This is a genomic window from Martinezella multihospitum (genome assembly GCF_900094585.1).
In the GTDB taxonomy this organism is placed as follows: domain Bacteria; phylum Pseudomonadota; class Alphaproteobacteria; order Rhizobiales; family Rhizobiaceae; genus Rhizobium; species Rhizobium multihospitium.
This window is the reverse complement of sequence record NZ_FMAG01000001.1, coordinates 719,922-738,848: the sequence shown is the minus strand read 5'-3', so window position 1 is coordinate 738,848 and position 18,927 is coordinate 719,922. Positions and strand designations below refer to the sequence as shown.

Annotated in this window: 15 protein-coding genes; 8 read left to right on the top strand and 7 right to left on the bottom strand. The window is 58.3% G+C overall.

Features of this window, described 5'->3' with window-relative positions; all coding sequences use genetic code 11:
* Positions 1–32 precede the first annotated feature (32 nt).
* The gene (locus tag GA0061103_RS03350; RefSeq protein ID WP_092707061.1) at positions 33–2,276 is read left to right on the top strand and encodes a glycoside hydrolase family 2 protein; all 2,244 of its coding nucleotides are present in this window, start codon (positions 33–35) and stop codon (positions 2,274–2,276) included.
* Positions 2,277–2,297: 21 nt separating this feature from the next.
* Here the strand turns inward: GA0061103_RS03350 and GA0061103_RS03345 are convergent, their stop codons facing one another.
* A complete protein-coding gene (locus tag GA0061103_RS03345; RefSeq protein ID WP_092707059.1) occupies positions 2,298–3,209 on the bottom strand; it encodes a GntR family transcriptional regulator in 912 nt (303 codons plus the stop codon).
* A 319-nt stretch (positions 3,210–3,528) separates the two neighbouring features.
* Here GA0061103_RS03345 and GA0061103_RS03340 point away from each other — a divergent pair, with 319 nt between their 5' ends.
* The 4 genes from GA0061103_RS03340 (at position 3,529) to GA0061103_RS03325 (ending at position 8,366) form a co-directional block, all read left to right on the top strand.
* Complete coding sequence (locus GA0061103_RS03340) at positions 3,529–4,548, top strand: aldo/keto reductase (protein ID WP_092707057.1); 1,020 nt, start codon at positions 3,529–3,531, stop codon at positions 4,546–4,548.
* 178 nt (positions 4,549–4,726) lie between these two features.
* Complete coding sequence (locus tag GA0061103_RS03335; RefSeq protein WP_092707055.1) at positions 4,727–5,716, top strand: ABC transporter substrate-binding protein; 990 nt, start codon at positions 4,727–4,729, stop codon at positions 5,714–5,716.
* Positions 5,717–5,811: 95 nt separating this feature from the next.
* Positions 5,812–7,362 carry a sugar ABC transporter ATP-binding protein gene (locus GA0061103_RS03330; protein ID WP_092707053.1) on the top strand — a complete coding sequence of 517 codons (1,551 nt, stop codon included), beginning with the start codon at positions 5,812–5,814 and terminating at the stop codon, positions 7,360–7,362.
* A 32-nt stretch (positions 7,363–7,394) separates the two neighbouring features.
* Complete coding sequence (locus GA0061103_RS03325) at positions 7,395–8,366, top strand: ABC transporter permease (RefSeq protein WP_092707051.1); 972 nt, start codon at positions 7,395–7,397, stop codon at positions 8,364–8,366.
* A gap of 276 nt (positions 8,367–8,642) precedes the next feature.
* On the opposite strand, the gene GA0061103_RS03320 is transcribed toward GA0061103_RS03325, so the two are convergent.
* From GA0061103_RS03320 to GA0061103_RS03305, 4 genes are all read right to left on the bottom strand, one after another.
* Positions 8,643–9,650: an acyltransferase family protein gene (locus GA0061103_RS03320; protein ID WP_092707049.1), complete on the bottom strand. Its 1,008-nt coding sequence runs from the start codon at positions 9,648–9,650 to the stop codon at positions 8,643–8,645.
* The gene (locus GA0061103_RS03315; protein WP_092707047.1) at positions 9,647–10,939 is read right to left on the bottom strand and encodes an O-antigen ligase family protein; all 1,293 of its coding nucleotides are present in this window, start codon (positions 10,937–10,939) and stop codon (positions 9,647–9,649) included. The genes GA0061103_RS03320 and GA0061103_RS03315 overlap by 4 nt, the downstream gene beginning before the upstream one ends.
* Positions 10,940–10,947: 8 nt before the next feature.
* Positions 10,948–12,222 carry a polysaccharide biosynthesis/export family protein gene (locus GA0061103_RS03310; RefSeq protein WP_092707045.1) on the bottom strand — a complete coding sequence of 425 codons (1,275 nt, stop codon included), beginning with the start codon at positions 12,220–12,222 and terminating at the stop codon, positions 10,948–10,950.
* Between the two features lie 84 nt (positions 12,223–12,306).
* The gene (locus GA0061103_RS03305) at positions 12,307–12,987 is read right to left on the bottom strand and encodes a sugar transferase (RefSeq protein ID WP_092707043.1); all 681 of its coding nucleotides are present in this window, start codon (positions 12,985–12,987) and stop codon (positions 12,307–12,309) included.
* Between the two features lie 729 nt (positions 12,988–13,716).
* On the opposite strand from GA0061103_RS03305, the gene GA0061103_RS03300 reads away from it, so the two are divergent.
* Both GA0061103_RS03300 and GA0061103_RS03295 read left to right on the top strand, forming a co-directional pair.
* Positions 13,717–14,007 carry an exopolysaccharide production repressor protein gene (locus GA0061103_RS03300; RefSeq protein WP_092707041.1) on the top strand — a complete coding sequence of 97 codons (291 nt, stop codon included), beginning with the start codon at positions 13,717–13,719 and terminating at the stop codon, positions 14,005–14,007.
* Positions 14,008–14,108: 101 nt separating this feature from the next.
* Entirely contained in the window at positions 14,109–15,119 is a 1,011-nt protein-coding gene (locus GA0061103_RS03295; RefSeq protein ID WP_092707039.1) for a glycosyltransferase family 2 protein, read from the top strand.
* Positions 15,120–15,131: 12 nt separating this feature from the next.
* Here the strand turns inward: GA0061103_RS03295 and GA0061103_RS03290 are convergent, their stop codons facing one another.
* Together GA0061103_RS03290 and GA0061103_RS03285 are read right to left on the bottom strand one after the other, a co-directional pair.
* Positions 15,132–16,076 carry a polysaccharide pyruvyl transferase family protein gene (locus tag GA0061103_RS03290; RefSeq protein WP_092707037.1) on the bottom strand — a complete coding sequence of 315 codons (945 nt, stop codon included), beginning with the start codon at positions 16,074–16,076 and terminating at the stop codon, positions 15,132–15,134.
* 86 nt (positions 16,077–16,162) lie between these two features.
* Complete coding sequence (locus GA0061103_RS03285; protein WP_092707035.1) at positions 16,163–17,122, bottom strand: glycosyltransferase family 2 protein; 960 nt, start codon at positions 17,120–17,122, stop codon at positions 16,163–16,165.
* A gap of 649 nt (positions 17,123–17,771) precedes the next feature.
* Here GA0061103_RS03285 and GA0061103_RS03280 point away from each other — a divergent pair.
* A complete protein-coding gene (locus tag GA0061103_RS03280; protein WP_245304642.1) occupies positions 17,772–18,926 on the top strand; it encodes an acyltransferase family protein in 1,155 nt (384 codons plus the stop codon).
* The last annotated feature ends 1 nt before the right edge of the window (position 18,927 follow it).

Genomic DNA, 18,927 nt, shown 5'->3' with positions numbered 1-18,927 from the left:
CGATGCGACGGGCTTAATCGATAGGATTGAATATGCGTTCTGTTGTCGCCTTCAACGAATCCTGGACGTTTCATGAAGGTTTTTCGCCTGAGACTATCGGCCGCCCGCAGGAAGGACAGAGTGTCACGCTCCCCCATACTGCCGTCGAACTGCCTTTCAACTATTTCGACGAGAAATCCTATCATCGCGCCTTCACCTATCAGAAGATCATCAACTGGGATGAGACCTTCGCGGGGCGCGAAGTATCGCTGATCTTCGATGCCGCCATGGCCGACGTCGTCGTGTACCTGAACGGCGAGGAGATCGTTGCCCACAAGGACGGCTATACGCCTTTCGAGGCGCGCCTGACCGAACGGCTGCGCAAGGGCGAGAACCTGATTACGGTCAAGATTGATGGCAGCGAGAATCCTGAGATCCCGCCTTTCGGTGGCCGGATAGACTATCTCACCTATGCGGGGATCTATCGCGATGTCTGGCTGAAGGTTGCCGCTCCCGTCTCGGTCGCCAACGTCAAGATCGAAACGACAGATGTCCTTTCGGACCGTAAATCCGCGACGGTGCGCTGCGACATCTCCAATCCGCAAAATCTTGCATTCAAAGGCAACGTGAAAGTTACGCTTCGATCTGCCGACGGGGCAGCCATCGCTTCGGGTGAAGCTGACACATCAGGTGAAAGCGTGAAGCTCAGCTTCGCTGGTCTTGCAGGCCTTTCGCTTTGGGACCTCGACAATCCCGTCCTCTATTCGGCCGAGGTGGAGCTTACAAGCGATCTCGGGATGGACCGTCTTGCCACGACATTCGGCTTCCGTACGGCGAGTTTCACAGCGGAAGGCTTCCTGCTGAACGGCAGGAAGCTGAAGCTGCGCGGCCTCAATCGCCATCAGGCTTTCCCCTACGTCGGTTATGCGATGGGCCGTTCGGCCCAGGAGCGCGACGCCGAAATCATGAAGCGCACGCTGAAATGCAATATCGTGCGCACCTCGCACTATCCGCAGTCGAAATGGTTCCTCGATCATTGCGACCGCATCGGCCTTCTGGTCTTCGAGGAAATCCCCGGCTGGCAGCATATCGGCGATGAGGAGTGGCAGCAGGAATCGATCCGCAACGTGCGTCGCATGATCGAGCGCGACTGGAACCATCCTTCGATCGTCATCTGGGGCGTGCGCATCAACGAGTCCCAGGATTCCCATGACTTCTATGCCGAGACGAACCGCCTGGCACGCGAGCTCGACCCGACGCGTCAGACTGGCGGCGTTCGCTACATCACCGAGAGCGAGATGCTCGAGGACGTCTACACGATGAATGATTTCATCCTCGGCAATGAGGAACTGCCGGGCGCCAACCGGCCGCGCACGCCACTCCGGCACCAGCAGGAAAACACCGGTCTTTCCAAGGACGTACCCTATCTGATCACCGAATTCGGCGGCCATATGTATCCGACGAAGATCTACGATCAGGAGCAGCGCCAGGCCGAGCATGTGCGCCGTCATCTGGAGGTCCTGAATGCCGCTTATGGCGACCCGTCGATATCAGGCGCCATCGGCTGGTGCATGTTCGACTATAACACCCACAGCGATTTCGGCTCGGGCGACCGCATCTGCTATCACGGCGTCATGGACATGTTCCGCGAACCGAAATTCGCAGCCTATGTCTATGCCAGCCAATGCGAGCCCTCCGAAGAGATCGTGATGAAGCCGGTGACGATCTGGGCGCGGGGCGAGCGTAATATCGGCGGCGCCCTGCCGCTGATCGTACTGACGAACTGCGACGAGGTCGAGCTGCGTTACGGCTCGTTGACCAAGCGTCTCGGCCCGGACCGCGAGACCTTCCCGCATCTGCCGCATCCTCCCGTCGTCTTCGATCACCGTTCCTTCACTCCGGACGAGCTCGGCGTATGGGGGATGGAGTGGGAAGACGTGCATTTCACTGGTTACATCAATGGCAAGGCAGTGGTGGAGCAACACATGGTCGCCAATCCGCTGCCGACGTCGCTGCAGATCGAGGCCGATGCCGATACCTTGCGTGCCGGCGAACGCGATACGGTGCGTGTCATCGTGCGTGCGCTCGATCAGGCCGGCACGCGTCTGGCTTTCCTCAACGAAGCCATCACGATCGAGGTCGATGGCCCTGGCAAGATCCTCGGACCGCAGACGGTAGCATTCCAGGGCGGCACCACGGGCTTCTGGTTGCAGGCAACCGGAGATGCCGGTGCGATCAAGCTCGAAGTCTCGTCCCCGCGCTTTGTCAGCCAAAGCTTGAGCTTCACTGCAAAGTGAGCGAGCAGCCGGCTCTTGCCGTCAGGCAACGGAGCCGGCAACTTCGCCCGCACCCTGGGGGATCGACTGCAGCAGCGTCTGGCGTGCCGAGGCGAGATGCCGGCGACAAGCCGCGTCGATCCTTCGCTGGTCGCGCGATTGCAGGGCTTCGATGTAGTCGAGGTGTTCGGTTACGGCGCGGGCGTTGCGCTCGCGGGCATACGCCTTGTTCCACTGATAGTGATAGTGAAAAATGATGGCGATGACATCGTAGAAATCGGCGATGAAGCGGTTCTTCGAGGCGCGATGGATGAGAAGGTGAAACTTTTCGTCGAGACGCGAAAAATCGCGGTAATGCGCGTCGAAATCCTTGAGCAGCTCGTGGTGTTCCCGTTCGATCGCCCTGAGTTCCTCCCAGGCGCGATGATTGGCAGGCAGGCGACCGAATTCGGCGGCTGAATGCAGCTCGAACATTTCGCGCACGTCGGCGAGCTCAAGCGCAAATTCGCTGGTGAAACCCTTGAGGATCCAATGGCTGTTCGGCCGCTTTTCGATCAGGCCGAAGCGGCTGAAACGAATGAGGAATTCGCGCACGACCGAGGTGCCGGTGCCGATCTCGCGCGCCAGTTCCAGCTCGTTGATCTGCATGCCGGGCTGGGCTTCGTCTGACATGATGCGCATCATGAAGCTGCGCTCGATGATGTCATGTAGTGAATCGGTTTCTTCCTTCGGGAAGAAATCGCCCTCCGTCGGCGGGCGCAGAACCGTCTTCTGCCGCTTGTTCCAGAGAATGATGCCGGCGTCACTTAGACGCATGAGGATCGCCCGCGCCGTGCTGCGGCTGACGCCGAGTTCGGCGGCGATTTCCGGCTCGCTCGGCAGCTCGGTATCGGGCTTCAGGCGCGCCGCATAGCGATTGTACGCCTCCTTGAAGAGCGTGTTTTGCCTTGCCATTTCCCCCTCGCGTATCGTCGCCGCTCTTTACCGGCGGCGCTGTCTGAACCATGATCGAATGGCAGTCAATTGCAGGAGTGTTGACGGAACGCACTGGCCACCTTCCTCCAAGGCGTCAGGCGATTTGCTCGTTGACACCAAAATGTTTATTGTAGATAAAAAACAAAATCAATTGGTGGATGGACTATCGGGAGCTGACCGCCACCAATGATGAAGGAGGAATGGGAGCGGCCGGCCTAGGATCACTTCGACATGGATCCAAGATCGCCGGAAATGCGCTCTTCTGAAATTGCGTGACGGCCATCACAAGGGAGAGGTGATGCGAAGAAGAACAATCGGCAGGACAGGCCTCGAGGTCACGGAGATCAGCTTTGGCGCTGCGGCGCTGGGTGGTCTTTATCGTGCCTGTCCGCGCGATCAGGCAATGGCGACTCTTCAAGCGGCCTGGGATAGCGGCATTCGCTATTTCGATGTTGCGCCCTGGTATGGCTTCGGCCTCGGCGAGCGCCACGTCGGCGATTTTCTGCGCGCTCAGCCTGAAGACAGCTATGTGTTGTCGACGAAGGTCGGTCGTCTCATGCGCCCGGTGCCGACCGACAAGGTGCCGAATTACGGCTATGTCGATCCTCTGCCCTTCGATGCTGATTATGATTATTCCTATGACGGCATCATGCGCTCGGTCGAGTTCAGCTATGCCCGTCTGGGACTCAATCGCATCGACATTCTCTATGTCCACGACATCGGCGGTTATACCCACGGCAAGGCGCTGAACGAGCGTTACCTTGGGCAGCTCCTGGGGTCGGGCTTGAAGGCTCTGGAGGAGCTGAAATCGTCCGGCGCGATCAAGGCCTATGGTCTCGGCGTCAACGAAGTGCCGGTCTGCCTGGATGTGATGAGTGCGGCCGACATCGACTGCATTCTGCTTGCAGGCCGCTATACCCTGCTGGACCGTTCCGCGGTTGCCGAGCTGCTCCCGCTTTGCGAGAAAAAGGGAACGTCGCTGGTCGTGGGCGGTGTCTTTAACTCCGGTATTCTGGCGACCGGCCCTGTGCCCGGCGCGCATTTCGACTATCTGCCGGCGACGCCGGATATTCTGGCCAAGGTGGGGGCGATGGAGGAGATCGCCCGCAAGCATGGTCTGCCGCTTGCCCAGCCGGCGCTTCAGTTTCCGCTGCGCAGCCCTTGCGTGGCTTCGGTGCTGATCGGTACGGCGAAGCCGGAAAGTCTTGTCCGCAACATGCAGCTCGTGGAGCCAAGGCTTCCCGACAGTCTCTATGCGGAGTTCGAAGGTTTGACTGTGGTTGCGCCGCCGTTGGGAGACGAGGCGGTCAGAGTCTAGCAGATTGGGAGCTATCGAGCCGTCGGGAGAGACGGCTTCGAAGAGGAGGAAAGCCTGTTTTGGCGTCGGTGGCCTTTCCGCCGCGCGATGCGTGATGCCGCAAGGCGTTGCGATACCGAGCCGTAAGCGTTCAGCGGCGGGTGTGCAGGAGAACAGAGCGCGTTGAGAGGAGAAGCAGATGAAAATTGCCAAGTCACTTCTGTCCCGCCGCAGCTTTACCGGCCTTGCCGGCGCTGCCATCATAGCGATGGCGATGCCCGTGCAGTCCTTCGCGGCCGACGTGACCATCCCGATCATCGTCAAGGATACGACATCCTTCTACTGGCAGATCGTTCTTGCCGGCGCCCGCCAGGCGGGCAAGGATCTCGGTGTGAAGGTGCCGGAACTCGGCGCACAGTCGGAATCCGATATCAACGGCCAGATCAGCATTCTCGAAAACGCCGTTGCCGGCAAGCCGGCCGCCGTCGTCATTTCGCCGACCGAATTCAAGGCGCTCGGCAAGCCCGTGGATGAAGCCGCCAAGTCCGTGCCGGTCGTCGGTATCGACTCTGCCGCCGATTCCAAATCCTTCGTCTCGTTCCTGACGACCGACAACACGCAAGGCGGACGCATCGCCGCTGACGGCCTTGCCGCAGCCATCAAGGGCATGACCGGCAAGGAAGAGGGTGAGATCGCCATCATCACCAGCCTGCCGGGCGTCGGTTCTCTCGACCAGCGCCGTCAGGGCTTCCTGGAAGAGGTCAAGAACAAATATCCGGGCCTGAAGGTCGTTGCCGATAAATATGCGGACGGCCAGGCCACGACCGGCCTCAACATCATGACGGACCTGATCACGGCCAATCCGAAGCTTGTCGGCGTCTTTGCCTCCAACCTTATCATGGCCCAGGGCGTCGGCCAGGCCATTGCCGAAAACAAGCTCGGCGACAAGATCAAGGTCATCGGCTTCGACAATGACGACAAGACGGTCGGCTTCCTGAAGTCGGGCGTTCTTGCCGGTCTCGTGGTGCAGGACCCGTATCGCATGGGTTATGACGGCATCAAGACGGCGCTCGCTGCTTCCAAGAAGGAAAAGGTCGAGGCCAATGTCGACACCGGCGCCAACCTCGTCACCAAGGCGAACATGAGCGATCCGAAGATCGACGCGCTGTTGAACCCGAAGGTCAAGTGAGGCTTGAGGCCGCGCCCGTGCGAAGCGGGCGCGGCCTTTTCGTCTGGCCGCTTCTCCGAGGTGGTCGCGTGGCGATGCGAGAGGGAGGAGACCTCATGACGAGCCTTGAAGAAATCAGCCACCGGCACGACGATACCGTCAAGACGGAAGCAAACCGCATTCCGCCAGGCTCACCCATCCTGGAACTCAAGGGCTTGCAGAAGCGCTATGGCTTCGTCGAGGCGCTGAAGCCGGCGACCGTCACGTTTCTGGCCGGGGAGATTCATGCGATCGTCGGCGAAAATGGGGCGGGAAAATCGACGCTCATCAAGCTCCTGACCGGCGTCATCACCAGGACGGCGGGCGAGATTTTCTGGTGCGGGCATCCTGTGGCGCTCGCAACGCCCAATGAGGCGATCGCCCGCGGTATTAATGCGGTGCATCAGGAGGTGGTACTCTGCCCGCATCTGACGGTCGCTGCCAATCTTTTCCTTGGCGATGAAGTCAATCGTTTCGGCTTGATGCGCAAGAAGCAGATGGTGGCGATGGCGCAGACCGTGCTCGATGATCTCGGCTTCGGACTGCCGGCCGGCGAACTTTTGAGCTCGCTCACGATCGGCCAGCAGCAGCTGGTCGCAACCGCCAGAGCCGCGATGCGCGGCACGCAATTTCTGATTTTTGACGAGCCGACGGCCTATCTCACCCGCCAGGAATCGGCGCAGCTGTTCAAGCTGATCCGCCGCCTGCAGGGCGAGGGCGTGACGATCGTCTATATCAGCCACCGCATGGAAGAGGTGTTCGAACTGGCCGATCGCGTCTCGGTCTTGCGCGACGGCACGCATGTCGGCACTCGAACGATCGCCGAAACTAACGAGGACGAGCTGATCAAGCTGATGATCAATCGTTCCATTGAGCAGATCTACCACAAGGAGGACATCCCGATCGGCGATACCATCCTCGAGGCTCGCGGCCTTTCCGGACCTGGCTTCGAGAATGTTTCGCTCAGCGTCCGCGCCGGCGAGATCGTCGGCCTTTACGGGCTGATCGGAGCCGGCCGCAGCGAATTCGCGCTTGGTCTTTATGGACGCCAGCCGCTTTCTGCAGGGGAAATCTACTGGCAGGGGCGCAAGGTCGACATCCGCAACGAGCGTGATGCGATGGAGCTCGGCATTGCGCTGGCGCCGGAAAGCCGGCGTGATCAGGGGCTATGCCTCAATCTGCCGATCGGGCTCAACATCAATCTGCCGGTGTTTCGGCGGCTGAGCAGCGGTCCGATCATCAATAACAAGAGCGAAGCGGCCAATGCCGACAAGCAAATCCGCGATCTCAGCATCAAGACACCGAGCCGGCGAGTTCTGGTTTCCGCCATGTCCGGCGGTAATCAGCAGAAAGTGGTCATTGGCAAATGGCTGAGTCACGGTGCCAAGCTCTTCATTTTCGACGAGCCGACCGTCGGCGTCGATGTCGGAACCAAGGCGGAGATCTATCGGCTATTTGCCAAGCTGCTGCACGCCGGCGCCGGCATCATCGTTATCTCCTCCTATCTGCCCGAGGTCTACGAACTCGCCGATCGTCTGCACGTCTTCCGCCACGGCCAGCTGGTCGCCAGCCATGATTTCCATGCCGCGACGCATGAGGAAGTCCTCGGCGAGGCGATCGGCGTCTGAACAATAAACAAGTCTAAAGAGGGAGAACAAAAATGGCCGCGAATACGACAGAAGGCCCGACCGTTGCGCCGCGGCGCAAGATGAACATCCTCTTCAGCTTGACGCTGATCCTGCTATTGCTGGCACTGTGGATTGTGCTTGGACTCTGGACCGACAAGTTCTGGACGCCGCTCAATATCACCAATCTGATGCGTCAGGGCTCGATGACGGCCATTCTTGCGCTTGGGCAAACCTTCGTCATCATCACCGCGGGCATCGACCTTTCCGTCGGCGCGATCGTCGGCTTCTGCACTGTTATCATCGCCTGGCTCCTGCAGGCCGGGTTTCCAGTCTGGGCGGCCATCCTCATCACCTTGCTGTTCGGGGTCCTGATCGGGGCGTTCCACGGTTTCGGGATCGTGCGCATGGGCCTGCCGCCCTTCATCATCACGCTCGCGACACTGACATCGCTTCGCGGCATCGGCCTGCTGATTACCAACGGTTCGACGATCAACATCGTCAATGACGATTTCACCAATTTCGCCGTCTCGGATTTCTTAGGGATACCGAGCCTGTTCTGGATGGTGATCCTGGTGGCGATCCCGGCCGTGATCTTCCTGCATCTCAGCCGCTGGGGCCGCTATCTCTTCGCCGTCGGCTCCAATCGCGAGGCGGCCCGGCTTTCCGGCGTCAACGTCAACTGGATGATCTATCTCGCCTATATCCTGTCAGGCACATGTGCTGCCTTCGTCGGCGTTCTGCTTGCATCGCGCATCGCTATCGGCAATGCCACGCAGGCCGATGGCTGGGAGCTGCAGGCCATCGCCTCGTCGGTCATCGGCGGAACCAGCCTCTTCGGCGCAGTCGGCACCGTCTATGGCCCGCTAATCGGCGCCTTCATCCTGGCGACCATCAACAACGGCGCCAACCTGCTGAACCTGAATTCCTTCTGGCAGCGCATCATCACCGGTGTCCTGATCATCGTCATCGTCTATTTCGATCAGCTGCGTCGCCGGCGGGCCTAGAGCAGGTACAGGGCAAGGCATGGAGCGACAATCGAGCGGGACGCTATCCCGTTCGATTGTCGCCATGCTTGTCGTCAGGGAAGGTCACTTTGGAGCGCCGTGGGCACCCGACGTATCCGGGCAGGCTCCGGTTTGGACGCTCGCAGGCAGAGGCAGGCATCAGTCTGCCACACAAGCTACGCCGGAATCGACGGTATGCCCTTTAGGAGATGTTTTCCGAGGCGTGTCGTCAAGCATCCGCGAGCGTGTGCGCACGGGTTGTGTGGAGCACGGGCCTCAGGCCGGCGAGGGGCGCGATCTCTGCCAGCTCAGGTTCTTCAGAAGATTGCGCAGCGGCTTTTCGACGGCTTCGTAGGCGCAGATGCCGAGAATGGTGCCCGCGATGACGCCGACGAAGGTAATGGCATCGGAGGGTATCTGCATCGCCGCCATCAGCTTGACGACCACTGAAATGGCTAATGTGTGCCAGAGGTAGATCGAATAGGAACTGTTGCCGAGATAGGTAAGGAGGGGGATGGAGGGCAACTTGCCGCTACGCTCCACCGACACCATGCCGAGCACGAGGGCAACGGCGAGCGGCCCGCAGGTCACCTCGTTGAAGTCCAGGCCGAGAATCTGGATCGTGGCAAAGCCGGACAATGCGACGGCGATCAGGGCAAGGCCGAGGCCTGTCCCTGGCACATGTCCGGATAGCCAGAGGCGCCCGAGGATTGCGCCGGCGACGAATTCCAGGATGATCGGCCGCGTATAGGTCAAAAGCAGCGGCGACTGTGGATCGATGATGCTGCCGGCGAGAACGAAGGCGAGAAAGATCACCGTCATGCTGGCAAGCCGCAGCCGCTGCGGCAGAAACAGGCAAGCCGCGAAGATGACGTAGAAGAACATCTCGAAATTCAGCGTCCATCCCTGCACCAGAACCGGCCAAATCTCGCCATCGCTCGTGCTTGGCGAGCGAACGGGAATGAACAGCAGCGAGCCGAGGATGTGACTTGCCGTCAGTTTCATGTTCGGAAACAGGCCGATGGCGGCACCGGCGATCATGATGGCGGTCACGATCCAATAGGATGGCGCGATGCGCTGCAGCCGGTCGAGCGCAAAGCGCAGCGGCGTCACCGGCCGGCGCTCGCTCATGGTCCACATGATGAAGCCGCTGATGACGAAGAAGACGTCGACGCCCGCGGCTCCGATGCGAAAATGGCCGCCGCTGCGCTCGGCTGCGTGAAAGAACACTACGGCGAGCGCGGCGAAGGCACGGAGATATTGAATGCCGTAGAGTGTCTTCATTGGCCCGTTCGCGGCTCCCAGTTGACAGGCGGCGCGAATGGTATCTGCTCGTCCATCCGCGATGGCGTGTTCGCTGGCATACGCGCTCGCATGGAGAGCTTTCCTGCTGTGAAGTAGAACAGGAAGGACCCGACATGGTACGGATTGAGAATATCGATCTCGACGAAGGAGCGGATCAGCAACAGGGTCGCGACACCCAGAAGAATGTAGGATTCATCGTTTCTGATGTCGCTCAGAAAGCGGCTGATATGGCCGATGAAAGCCGTCAGCAGGATCGAGGCGAGCAGGAAGACGCCGATGAGTCCGGTTTCGACCGTGGTTTCGATATAGGTATTGTGGAAATGGAAGCCGGCGCGGGAGGCGATAAAAAACTCGTCCCATAGTCGCTCGGGCTCCGAGAAACCCTGGACCCAGTAAGCTTGATAGCCGACGCCGAAGAAAGGGTTCTGCTGCGCAGCAGCAATGCCTTGCTGCCAAAGATAGGTACGCCCGGTGAGCGTGGAATCCTTGCCAAAGGCACCGAGAATAAGATCGACCGCACCAAGATAAACGCCGGCAACTGCAAGGATGACGCCGGAAACGGCCGCTGTCACAAACAGCCTTTTACGCTGCTTGGGCGACAGATACAGGATGACACGCAGGCTGATGCATAATGCTACGACCAGTCCCGTCGTCAGCACCGATGTTGCCGATGCCGAAGCATGGAGGCAATAGGCGGATAGCAGGCCGGCAAATCCTGCACCCAGCATCCAGATCCGACGTTCGCCAAGGACGAAGACGGCTGCGAAGGCGAAGTAGATGCCGAGCGAGGCATAAAAGCCGAGCTGGTTCTTGGAATCGAAGGCGCCGACGAAGCTGTAGCTTCCGTCGATCGGATCATAGGCGTAATAGCCGAACAATATCGAATAGATGAGTACGATGGCGGTGCCCGCGATCGCGCCGCGCGTCAGCGTGCGGATATCGAGCGTGCGCATGGCGACCAAGGCACAGAAGATATGCGTCATGTACTGGATCGCCGCGCGCGCCGTCGTGGAGGGGACGACCGACCAGAAGATCGACAGGCAGGTGAAAACGCCGAACGCGAAGAGCCAGAGCTGTCTGTTATAACTGCCGAGCACATTCCGGTAGTCCATCATGACCAGCGGAAACCAGAGGGCATAGTAGAGCAGAATGGAGGGCTGGCCGAAACGCGAGGAATAGGCAAAGACGAAGAAGGAGAGAGCAATCGCCACCGCGCCATAGGTGGCGTTGCTGCCTGGACGCACAAAGATCGATTTGGCTATCCGCATCGACTTTCCTATCGGATGGCAAGGCCGGTATTGACCTTGATCAGGTCGCCCGGCAGTACCTGCGTATTTTCCTGCGCCTGGATTTCCTTCGACTGGCCGTTTTCGTCACGAATGATCGTGTAGGAGATGCTCACGCCCGGTCCGCTTGGATCGAGGTTGCCGGCGTCGGCGGATTGGGCCACGGCTTCCTGCATGAGCGATTGGCTGGTCGACAGCTTGAGCTGCAGCGTTTCCAGCTGTGTGTCCGTATCCTGCATGTCCTGAGCCAACGAGCTCTGCCAGTCGTTGTGCAGAGTAATCTCGTCCTGATTGGCCTTGTTGATATCCTGTTTGGCTTTCAGGGACGCGGTTTCCGTATCGAGAAGCGTCGCTTCCAGATCCGAGGCACGTTGTTCAGCGGAGATCCTGCGAGAGGCAAGCTCCAGCCCGCGCTCGGTCAGGCTTTCGACTTTGTCGCGGTCGGCCTTGGCCAAATCAAGCTGACGACTCTGCGTGTCGTTCTTCTTCGAGAGGGCCTCGACTTCGTTCTGCAAGAGCGCCTTCAAATCTTCCAGGGATTGCAGCTGCGTTTTCATGCGCTTGCTGCGCGTGTCCATCAGCGCTTTCTCGCTTGCGAGCAGATCTGCCGTTTGGGGCAATTGCTTGAGCTCTGGCGGCACATCGATATCATCCTTGCCAGCCAACTCGGCCAGCAGGCGCGCCTTGCGCATCAACAGGCGACTGCGCTCCGCCATATAGACGACGGCGTCGCCCTTGGCATTGATGAAATCGCGCGCAAAGCGCTGCCCCGCATCGGCACGGCGCATGCCGCCGCCGAGGCTTACGGCCTTCAGCACGGTCAGGCTGGGTACGAACGGATATTCACCCGGATTCTGCACTTCTCCCGAAAGGTAGATCGGCCGGAACAGCGACATTTCAACGGAAGCTGATGGGCGATCACGCAGGCCGAACTGCTTCTGCAGCCCGAGGCCGATGGCGTCAGCGATCTGATCGGTCGTCTTGCCGACGGCCGGCATATCTCCGATGAAGGGAATGGATATCGAGCCGGAAGGGCCGACCGTGTAGTCGCCCGAGATGGTGGACCAGTCACGAACGGTGCCTTCGGCGGTCTGCCATTCGGCGACGCGCACATGCAGCTTGTCCATGACGCCCAGATGATATCCGGGAAGGTTTTCGGCCGAGGCCGAGACGGAAGCTGCGCAAAGGCTGAGAGCAACGATGGTTGCGCAGCGCAGCGATGTATTGACGCGTACAAGCCTCTTGGAAGGCCGAAATTCAATCATGCAGGATCTTCCCTGTTATTGGTAGGCAACCCGCAAGACGCGGGAAAACCGCAGGAAACCTCCCGCGGTATCTGTCAGTCATCATCAATAGCTGCCGCGCGAGAGGCAGACTGCAGGAATGGTTTTGGCGATGATCACCATGTCGCTGCTGAGCGACCAGTTCTTCACATAATGCGTGTCGAAGGCGACACGGCTTTCATAGGAGACGTCGTTGCGGCCGCTGACCTGCCACAGACCGGTTAGGCCCGGACGGGACTGCAGATAATAGATTGCCGCGGTCTCGTAGCGTTCGAGCTCGTCTTCCACGACCGGGCGTGGTCCGACAACGCTCATTTCGCCGCGGATGATGTTGATGAGCTGCGGCAGCTCATCGAGGCTGAGTTTGCGCAGGACGGCACCGACGGTGGTGACGCGGGGGTCGTTCTGCAGTTTGCGCGTTGCGCGCCACTCTTCCATTGCCTTCGGATTGGCCTGCAGGTGGGTATGGAGCACCTTGTCGCCATCGACGACCATGGTGCGGAACTTCAGGCAACGGAAGGTCTTGCCATTATGGCCGATACGGCGATGACCGTAGAAAGCGGGGCCGCGGTCTGTAAGTTTTACCAGCAGCATCAGCATCAGAAAGAGCGGGCTGATGAGAACCAAAGCGAGCATAGCGGTAGAGACGTCGAAAACGCGCTTCAGTACTCCACCAGTGGGCGGAAAGACGTCGCTTTCCGCGGCGCTGAAAAAAGCCGATGTGGCCGATCTCGTCGCAGACTTCATAGAGAAAACTCCATTCATGTTGACGATTGGTCGGAAATTCTCGGACGCGTAATTAGAGCCGGGATGATCGGAGTGTAGGTTCCGATTTGGACTTTTTAAGCCAAACTTTTGTAGCGATATGACATGGCGGTATATATTTACCGCACCAATGGTGACTTGGTTTAAATCAGTGATCGGTTATAGATGGGTTCTACTGTATCGTGTTGCGTATAATGGCACGGTTGACAGCTCTGTAGCGTCATAGTCGACCCTTTCCAAGGATGTTATAGGCACCGAACGGTAAGTTGTTCATTATCATCGGCTTCGATAGCCTGTGTTCGGTTTCCCCTCAGCTATATGCCATCCTGATTTCTTCATAGGATATATTGCGCTGCAGCAATATTTTGCGGTGCACATACTGAGATCTGGTTTTTCAGGACTTTGTAATAAAAGTTGATTGGATTGACGCTGAAACCATAGAGGTGCGGTTGACCGCGCGCCTCGCTTAAATTGCATTATTTCATTACATCTCCATATAATTGCAAAGAGAAAGATGAACAAATTCAATTGTAATTATAATCGAGGTGTAGTTTTAACAGGCCCGGCATTAGGGTCGTCTCAAATCGCAACGGATCATCGTGACTTGGTTGAATCTCAATGAATCATAAAATATATTTGAGTTTCAGGTCTGATAAGGGAGGAAAGACCTTGATCGTTTTTTATATGATGGCAGAGCGGGCGAGGTAGATTATGTATGCGCCCCGCGTTTTCATCAGCATGTTGGGCACGCTGATCGTATTTGCCATTGCAACATATTTTCTGACGAACTCGCTTTCGACCACTTTGATCGAGACGGTCATCTGTGCCGTTCTTTTGCAGATCGGCTATTTCCTGGGCGTGCTCTACCTTGTCTGGAAAGAGCGCAAGGCGCACGAGGCCCTGTCGAGCGAAGACAAGGTGCCGGCATCGGGCCAGGAGGACAGTAAGGTCGCCGGTCTGTCCGCCTCCAGTTTAAAGCGGTCGGAGCCGTTCAATCCCTGAACCGGCCCTGAGCCGGATCGGCGATCAGATCTTTTGATGGTCCGGCGGTTGTCGGATCAGAGCCATGTCCTAAGTCTCCGCCTGAACCATTGGAGGCTGACGTGACCGACAGTGCAGAAAAAAGTGTCTGCGTAATCATTGCCGCGAAGAATGCCAGCGACACCATCGGGCTGGCCGTTGCCTCAGCTCTTCGGGAGCCGGAAGTGGCGGAAGTCGTCGTCATCGACGACGGTTCTACGGATGGAACCGCCGCCGCGGCGGCCAAGGCCGATGACGGCAGCGGCAGGCTGACGATCCAGGAATTCGAGAAGAACCGTGGTCCCGCCGCAGCACGCAATCACGCGATCGAGATATCCAAGGCCCCGTTGATCGGCATTCTCGATGCCGACGATTTCTTCTTTCCGGGGCGTTTCGCTGCGCTGCTTGCCGCTGACGATTGGGATTTCGTTGCCGACAACATCGCCTTCGTCAATGCGGACACCGTTCCTGACGCGCATGCACGGCTCGATCATTTCGATGCGAAGCCGCGTTTTCTCGATCTTGCTGCTTTCGTCGAGGGCAATATTTCCAAGCGCGGCGTGCGCCGCGGTGAGATCGGCTTCCTGAAGCCCTTGATGCGGCGCTCCTTTCTGGATGCACATGGCCTGCGTTACAATGAAGCGCTACGCCTCGGCGAGGACTATGACCTTTACGTCCGCGCGCTGGCAAAGCGCGCACGGTACAAGATCATCCATAGCTGCGGTTACGGCGCGGTCGTGCGCAGCGATTCCTTGAGCGGCCGGCACAAGACAGAGGATTTGCGCCGCCTCTATGAGGCTGACCGGACCATTCTTGCCAAGGGCGGGCTTTCTTCAGAAGATGCTGCGGTGATCCGCCGTCATGAGCAGCATATTCGCGATCGCTACGAGCTCAGGCATTTCCTCGACATCAAGTCGCAATCGGGGCTCTTGTCCGCCGCGGTCTACGCGCTTTCGCATCCCTTCGCCGTTCCGGCGATTGCCGGCGGCATTCTGGCTGATAAGACCGAGCGCTTCCGCAAGCGGAGCGGCGCGCCCATTGCCCATGCCGGTGCAAACGGCCTGCGCTATCTTTTGCAGGCCGCTCCGAAATAGCAGTATCGCGGCTTACAGATAATCGCGGCGAACGCCTTCGACTGCGTTGAGGAGGCGCTCCTTGCAGGCGGCAAGCGCGCTGTCCTTGCTCAGCTGCGGCCTTGCCTTGCTCGCCTGCCACAGAGCCAGGGCGGAAGGCATGGCAAGTGCCTGCTTTGCCATGACGCGCAGCGTGGTCTGCTCGGGATCCGCAAGCATCACGTTTTCCCCGTAGCGCTGCTTTCCGAGCTCGTCTGCTGCCAGCTTGCTGCGCTCGAAGCCGACGCCCCAGAACTTCGCGCCCTTGGCGATCGCCTCGGCGCGGGTCGAAACGGGAATGTGCTTCGGCTGGTAGGTGACGCCGAGCGAGCGGGCCCAGTCGTTCCATTTGAAGCTGTTGATGGAGCGCGAGGAGCTGACGGCAATCCATGGAACGCGGAAAGCATCGGCAAGGATGGCGCCGTGCATGGATTCCGCAACGATCAGTTCGGAGGCGGCAATCTCGCGGATCACGGTCTTCGCCTCGCCGCGGGGGTCGAGATAGGAAAGGCCGACGGTCTTGCAGATTTCAGGCCAGAGCCCGGCGGCAGCCGATTCCCAATGCGGAATGAAGGTGCGCTTGCCGTTTTTGGAAATGTTCTGGAATTCGGGCATTTCCGTCACCAGGACGGCGGGATCGACAATGCCCATCGTGGCAGGCAAGCCGGCCTTTTCCGCTGTCAGCGGGCCGCGTACGCTGCGGATATCCCATTGCGATGTGTCGCGCATGTCGGGAAGGGAGCCATAACCGAAACCACTGCCGATGACGAGTTTGCGTCCCTCGGCGGGCAGGATCTCCGTGTTGAGGACGGTTCCGACGCCGACCAGCAATGTTTCCTTGTGAACATCGCGAAGGCCGGGAAGTAGGAAATCCCAGAGCCAGAGATTGAGATCGTCACCGAAATTGCCATGGGTGGATTCCCAGTGGAACGGCTTCATACAGGACTCCTTGCTGATCCAAACGATAGCGGGGCATGCCGTGGCTCTTCGATGCGGCATGCGCAGCTCATGCTGCGCTGCAAAATCTAGGGCGCGAGTTTGCCCACGGCAAGCTGCATGACGCTTTGTAAAATCGCCGGGTCGCGCAAAGCCCATTTTGCCAGCAGTCCAAATTGCGGCATACGCCGCTGCCGCATCTGTCGCGCCTGGCTCCAGAGCGCCTGCCGCCGGGCGCGGTTTTTATAGAGACGGATGGACTCGACATCCTGCGGCCGCCGCGAAAATCTCTGCTCCAGCGTGTTGAGCGCCGTCCATGTGTTGAATTGCTGACGCAGGAATTGCGGAGAATCATTGTCGATGCTGTGGAAGATGTTCACGCCTTCGCCACGCAGTGCACCGGCATTTTCGCACAGCAATACCCGCTTGGCTGCGAGAATGCAGTCGCAGAAGAACAGGACGTCCTCTGCCGCCAGCCGCAATGACGGCTCGAAACGGATCTTTTCGAAGAGCGGACGCCCGATCACCATGCAGGACATATGCAGAAAGCTCCAGTCCTGCAGCATGACGCTGGCGATGTTCGGGATTTCGACAACTGCGGGCCTGTCCGACAATCGTATCGTATCGGCTGACTTCCCGAGTTCGGCGATGCTGAAATGATAATAGAACTCCTTGCCGCCATCGATGGAGTCCCAGTAGCAATCGGCATTGTAATGGGTCAGCGTTCCGAAGGCGTTGCTGAGATGCTCCGGCGCCCATTCGTCATCGGAATCGAGGAAGGCCACGAACCGGCTCTCGGCCGGCACGCTGTTAAGGCCGGTATTGCGCGCCCCGCCGGGACCTGCGTTGGCCTGACGGATCACACGGATGCGCTTTCTTTCCTCGCTGCTCAGCGACTGCAGCTCGTCTTCTGCCGGAAGTGGCGATGCATCGTCGACGATGAGGATATCGAAATCCTGAAATGTCTGCCCGGATATCGATTTCAACGCGCGCAGCAGAACGCCGGTTTGCTTCTGATAGAACGGAATAACAATCGTGATAGACGCCATTTTCCCGCCTTTACGGTTTTGATTCAGGGGCTTGCGGTCTCATCCCCGAGGGCATGATCATTGGCTTTCCAACGGCATCCGCGACAATTTTTCGGCCGATTGACCCATAACGGAGGTCGTTGTGACGCCAACAGGTAGCGTCCAATCGGTGTCGAGCAATGTTGAGAAACGAGATTTTCTGAAACTTTATCCGAGCGCGGCAGCATCCAGACCATCCCGCCGAGGGATCATTGTGACACATTGCGCGCCATGATCGTACGCCGATGCACCCATGAGGGGAGCGATGTGAATCGCTTTTCTTATAGGGATTGAAATGCTGTCGCATTTTGGTCATGGTTCGCCTACCAAACTCTGCTGCGCTGCAAAAAATCTTCACCTTCCAGTAAAAAAACAAAGCGGGTCGAACCCTTCGCCGGAAATCGGCATCGAAAGATCGGGCGGGCGTCTAAGTGCCTTTTGCAGCAGGGCTTTTCTCCAATTCAAATCGATTATTCCATGCTCAAAGGTATACAAACCGGGGTTTTCAGCACTGATCCGCATATGATTTTTTACTCATTTTTGCTGCGGTGCCATATTCCCTTTCCGAAGAGCGCCCTAGGTTAACTCTGCGAGCTCTGCTCTGCTCTGTTTGAAATGGCTGCGAGGGGGGATGCAGCCCGAAGAAGGGGTGACAGACATCGTGAATGTGACTGCCAACGTGTCTTCGCGGATAAACCTCATGCGTATCGTGCTCATCTCGGGCATAATCTTTGTCCATATACCGTTCGATCCGCATAGCAGCCCGTTCAACGGTGCCTATGGCTTTTTCGATTGGCTGCGAGTGTTCCTGCGTGACAGCTTGTTCCGTGTAGGTGTTCCCTGCCTGAGCGTGATCTCCGGATACTTGCTGTTTCGTAATGGAAAGGCACCGCAGAGCTATACAGAAACCATTAGCCGGAAGACAAAGACAGTTATTTTGCCGTTCCTGTTATGGAATAGCGCGTTCTTCCTGTTCGTACTTCTTCTTCAGTATTACGGTATCGGTGATGGATATCTGCCGGATCTGTCGGAAGCTAATTCACATACGATATCGAATCTCCTGCTCGCTATCGACGGTGAACCGATAAATCTACCGCTCTATTTCTTGCGCGATCTTTTTGTTTGTATTTTGCTGTCGCCGGTGCTGGCTTTTCTTATTCGTCGTGCTCCGTTACCGACGTTGGTCTTTCTGCTCTTGCTTGCAGCTTGGCCCATATCTATCGGAATCGTGCTGCGGAATTCGATCCTCTTCAGTTTCAGCTTCGGAATCTACCTGAGCCTCCATCGTATCGACGTGACGCTCATAGATCGCTATGCCGCCCTGATTGCGCCTGCCTTCTTTGCGCTTGCAGCGCTTCTGGCAACGGCTGCCTACATGACAGGGCCTGGGCTGCCGTTATGGCTTGAGGTTTGTCGCAATCTGATGGTGTTGGTGGGCATTCCTGGATTCTGGGCAATATCGGCAATCTTTATCCGCAGCCGGATCGGACGGGGTCTGGCAGGAACCGGCAGCCTCAGCTTCTGGATTTTTTGCGCCCATTATCCGCTGCTCTTCTGTCTCTGGGTTCTTTGGAACCGCGGCGGCAGCGAACTCTATCCGATTTTCTATCTTTTGGCTGCTGCACTTGCCTTGCTGCTGCTGCCCCTGACCAACGGCATGGCGCGCTACGCCCTGCCAAGCTTCCACAACCTGCTGACTGGCAGCCGGGTACGCCCGCAAGCCGAAATCTGTGCTGTCCAGAATCGCGCCGCCGAAGATCGGCAAGTGCGTTCGAAGCGAAGGTGAT